General features: G+C 43.1%; 3 protein-coding genes and 1 pseudogene. All 4 read left to right on the top strand.

The window, feature by feature from the left end; translation table 11 throughout:
- Nucleotides 1-1,306, top strand: a 1,306-nt coding sequence (locus L4C33_RS20400) for an HlyD family type I secretion periplasmic adaptor subunit (RefSeq protein WP_428814226.1), incomplete at its 5' end; no start/stop codon positions are given.
- A gap of 34 nt (nucleotides 1,307-1,340) precedes the next feature.
- On the top strand, nucleotides 1,341-2,654 hold the full coding sequence (locus L4C33_RS20405; protein WP_428814227.1) for a TolC family outer membrane protein: 1,314 nt from the start codon (nucleotides 1,341-1,343) through the stop codon (nucleotides 2,652-2,654).
- A 5-nt stretch (nucleotides 2,655-2,659) separates the two neighbouring features.
- On the top strand, nucleotides 2,660-3,271 hold the full coding sequence (locus L4C33_RS20410; protein ID WP_428814228.1) for an OmpA family protein: 612 nt from the start codon (nucleotides 2,660-2,662) through the stop codon (nucleotides 3,269-3,271).
- Nucleotides 3,268-3,796, top strand: a pseudogene (locus L4C33_RS20415) (PstS family phosphate ABC transporter substrate-binding protein); the annotation flags it as partial. The gene L4C33_RS20410 and the pseudogene L4C33_RS20415, both read left to right, overlap by 4 nt.

Raw genomic sequence — 3,796 nt, forward strand, 5'->3', positions numbered from 1 at the left:
GGCTTATCGTTCCCGCAAGTTAATTTGGTTAAGTAGTGCGTTGATTTTGTCTATTCTGGCATGGGCGTCCTGGGCAACGTTAGAAGAGGTTGTGGTTGGTGATGGTAAAGTTGTCCCAAGCTTATCCATTCAAACCATCCAAAGCCTAGAGGGTGGTCTAATTAAAGAGATTTTGGTGACTCAAGGACAGTCAGTATCAAAGGGTCAAAGTATAGCGATACTGGATGATACACGCTTCAAAGCCGCATTCTTAGAGTCAGCCCAACAGTTGGATACATTACTTGCTCAAAAAGTACGTTTACAAGCAGAGTTAGCGACGATCGTCGTCAACAGTACATCTGTGAGTTGGCAAGAAAGAGTGAAATTAGAAAGACAAGATTTGAATGTCGACGAAAACAGCCATCCCGCATTATTCAACGCTCAAGCAAACTACTTAGAACGCTTAAGTCAAATATCTTCAGAGTTAGAAGAAGCTGAATTGAGGGTGGAACAACAGTCACAAGCTTATGCTGATACCCGTAATAACATTAAAACACTCGAAAGCAGTTTATCCATCGTTGTTAAAGAGCGATCAATGTTAGCGGACGTGGTTGCAAGTGGCGCAGTGGCTAAGGTCGAACTTCTTAAATTGAACCGAGACATTGTGAATTTGGAAGGCGACATTGCAAGTTCAAAAGTAGCGGCTCAAAAGCAGAAAGCGGCATACCTTGAAGCAATAGCGGATCACAGAAGTGTCGCCCTTGATTTCAGAACTAAAGCTCAGGGACAACTTAATGAGGTTGCAAGTAAAATCGCGCAAATAACCGAAAGCCAACAGGTGATTGCTGATCAACTGAAAAGAACAGATATTGTGTCGCCAGTTGATGGTACGGTTAAAGAAGTATTTGTCAGAACGATTGGCGGTGTAGTAAGACCTGGTGAGCCTATCATGGAGTTGGTTCCCCAAAATAGCCAGCTCATTGTTGAAGCTCGAATTCCACCACAAGATATTGCGTTTGTTAGGCCTGGATTAAGCGCGACCGTGAAATTTTCGGCATACGATTTCGTCATTTATGGTGGTCAGAAAGGTGAAGTCACGTATGTAAGTGCGGATGCACTACAGACTGATGACGGAAATGCGTACTACCGCGCACATATTAAACTTAACATAAGTAACAATGACTTAGATTCAACAAATAGTTCAAAATTTACTGTGATCCCGGGTATGCAAGTCGCGGTAGATATATTAACTGGTGAAAAAACCGTTTTAAGTTATTGGTTAAAACCAATATTAAGAGCCAAGGAAACATCACTTCGAGAGCGATAAGAAGTGAGTGGTCAAGTAAAATAAGGAAGTGTTAATGCATTCAAAATTACTTCTCTCTGCGTGTTTGATAGCGTCAGCAGCCGTACAGGCGACTTCATTGGAAGAGTCCGTGGCTTTAGCTATTGATTACAGCCCAGAGATACTCTCGCAGTATTCACGTTATCAGTCTGTGATTCGAGATTCAGATGCCGCAGGGGGGCTCTATCTTCCTCAAGTCAATCTCTATGCCGCTGCAGGGTATGAAGAAACGCGTTATAGCAGCGGTGCTAAGTTAGATTCTGACGATAGAGGGCTAACGCGCACGGAAATCGGCGTTAAAGTCTCTCAGCTTTTGTTTGACGGCTTTCGAACCAGTGCCAATGTTGACCGTTTGAATTATGAAATGGAAGCGGAACGACTGACTTTAATCTCTCGTGCTGAGAATGTTTCTCTCGATGTGGTGAGAAACTATTTAGATATATTAAAAGCGGAAACCTTGTTAGAGCTCTCGCAACGAAATGTAAAAGAGCATCAAGAAATCTATCAAGATATCTTGGATAAGAAGAGCAAAGGGCTGAGTAGCAATACTGATTTAGCGCAAATTTCGGCACGTGTTGCGACAGCGCAATCTTCCCTCATTTCTGCGCAGAACAATCTGTATGACCTGAAAACTCAGTATCTCCGCTTAGTCGGTAAACCAGCAATGAATTTGGTATCACCACGTTTTGATGACGTACTTATCCCTAGTTCCTCTCAAGTTGCCGTAGAACAAGCCATTTCTAATCATCCTGAAATTCAAGCAGCATTGTTAGACATTGATGCAGCGAGAAAAGAAATGCGTCGTGAAAAAGCGGACTATTACCCAGAGCTGAAATTAGAGCTTCACGCCAATAAAAATGACAATGTGTCTAACCCTCCAGGAGGTATTGATGAAGATGCACGTGTGATGCTGACTATGGATTACGATCTGTTTAATGGATTTGCTACAGACTCTCGCGTTGAGTCATCGGCGTGGCGAGTAGAAGAAGCTCGGGCCATTCGAATTCGGACAGAGCGAGAAGTCCAAGAAGGAACTCAATTAGCTTGGAATGCTTATGACATGCTTGATCAGCAAAAAGCACTGCTTCAGCAGAATGTAGATGCAGCGAAAATTGCAGAGTTAGGTTATATCCAGCAATTTAATGTGGGACGTCGTAGCCTATTGGATGTACTGGATGCTAAAGTGGAAGTGTTTTTAGCACGTCGAAATTATATAGGTACTCAGTATGATCACTCATTAGCGGCTTATCGGTTACTAAATGCAATGGGCATGCTGACCTACGCATTAAGAGTGGAACACCCTGAAGAGTGGAATAAGGAGAACAGATAATGAAGATGAAGCTATTTGTCACCTTATTAGCGCCACTGTTGCTCGCAGCATGCGCCGAAACACCAAACCCGACGGTAACACGTCATCAAATTGATGATCTTGCTGATAGTGACCAAGATGGTGTGATTAACCAACGAGACCTATGCTTTGACACCCCAGAGAATGTGTCTGTAGATGTTGAAGGTTGCGCTGATTGGAAAGTTGTCGAAAAAATACAAGTGATCAGCGTTGCGTTTGAATTTGATAAGTATGAAATAAAACCCGAGCATGACGCTCCGCTTACTGAATTGGTTACGTTGCTAGTAAGGCACCCTGATGCATCTGTGACCTTAGTGGGGGACACGAGCTCAGAGGGAACGAATCAGTACAACAAAGTGTTGGCGCAAAAGAGAACTGGCGTTATTAAAGCGGAACTTGTTGGTAGGGGGATCGCTGCGGCACGGATCGCTGAACAAGAGTTTACTCAAATTACTAATCTGACTCAGCACTTGCATGCAAGGAAACGCCGAACCATAGCAGTGGTTACGTTTGATGATATGGAAGTGAATCAAGCGTGGGATATATTTACGTCAGAGCGAAACTTAAGCAGTTCAACGTCAGTGGAGGAAGTGCAATGAAAATAGTAGCAAACGCAGCTGTGTTCTCCATAACGACATTGTTATCTTTGAATGTATATAGCTTGAGCGATACCAGTTATGTCGCCGTAGAAAAAAATATTGCGCCACTCATCGAGCAACTGATCACTGAAAAAGAGGCTAATTTAAAGGCATTAACAACGACCAATATCGCTGACAGTATGATCAATAAACAAGCTAAAGTTGGCGTCAGTTCCAAAAAATGGTCAGATATAGAAGYCGCTCGCTTCAATCAACGCTATGGCTATCGTCCAACAGAATTGTTGTTTACAGCAGATGTAGTCGCAATACTGGCGAATGAAAACAACGACACTAAAGCCATTACTTTAGAAGAATTAAAGGAGGTGTTTGGTTGCCATCAAACACCAAGTCACTCACGATGGACGGCAGGGTTTAATGCGAAGGCCCAACCGTATATGTTGCCTTTTGCTGTTGATCATGACTTCACTATGCATCGAAAGTTTTCCAGTTGGGTGACATGCAAAGAGGGAGAGTACGCTAATACTC

The sequence above is a fragment of the Vibrio makurazakiensis genome, from assembly GCF_050337375.1.
GTDB lineage: Bacteria > Pseudomonadota > Gammaproteobacteria > Enterobacterales > Vibrionaceae > Vibrio > Vibrio makurazakiensis.

Excerpts from the sequence above, each read along its gene's own strand:
- L4C33_RS20405 (WP_428814227.1), top strand. The coding sequence starts at position 1,341 with ATGCATTCAAAATTACTTCTCTCTGCGTGTTTGATAGCGTCAGCAGCC.
- L4C33_RS20410 (WP_428814228.1), top strand. The coding sequence starts at position 2,660 with ATGAAGCTATTTGTCACCTTATTAGCGCCACTGTTGCTCGCAGCATGC.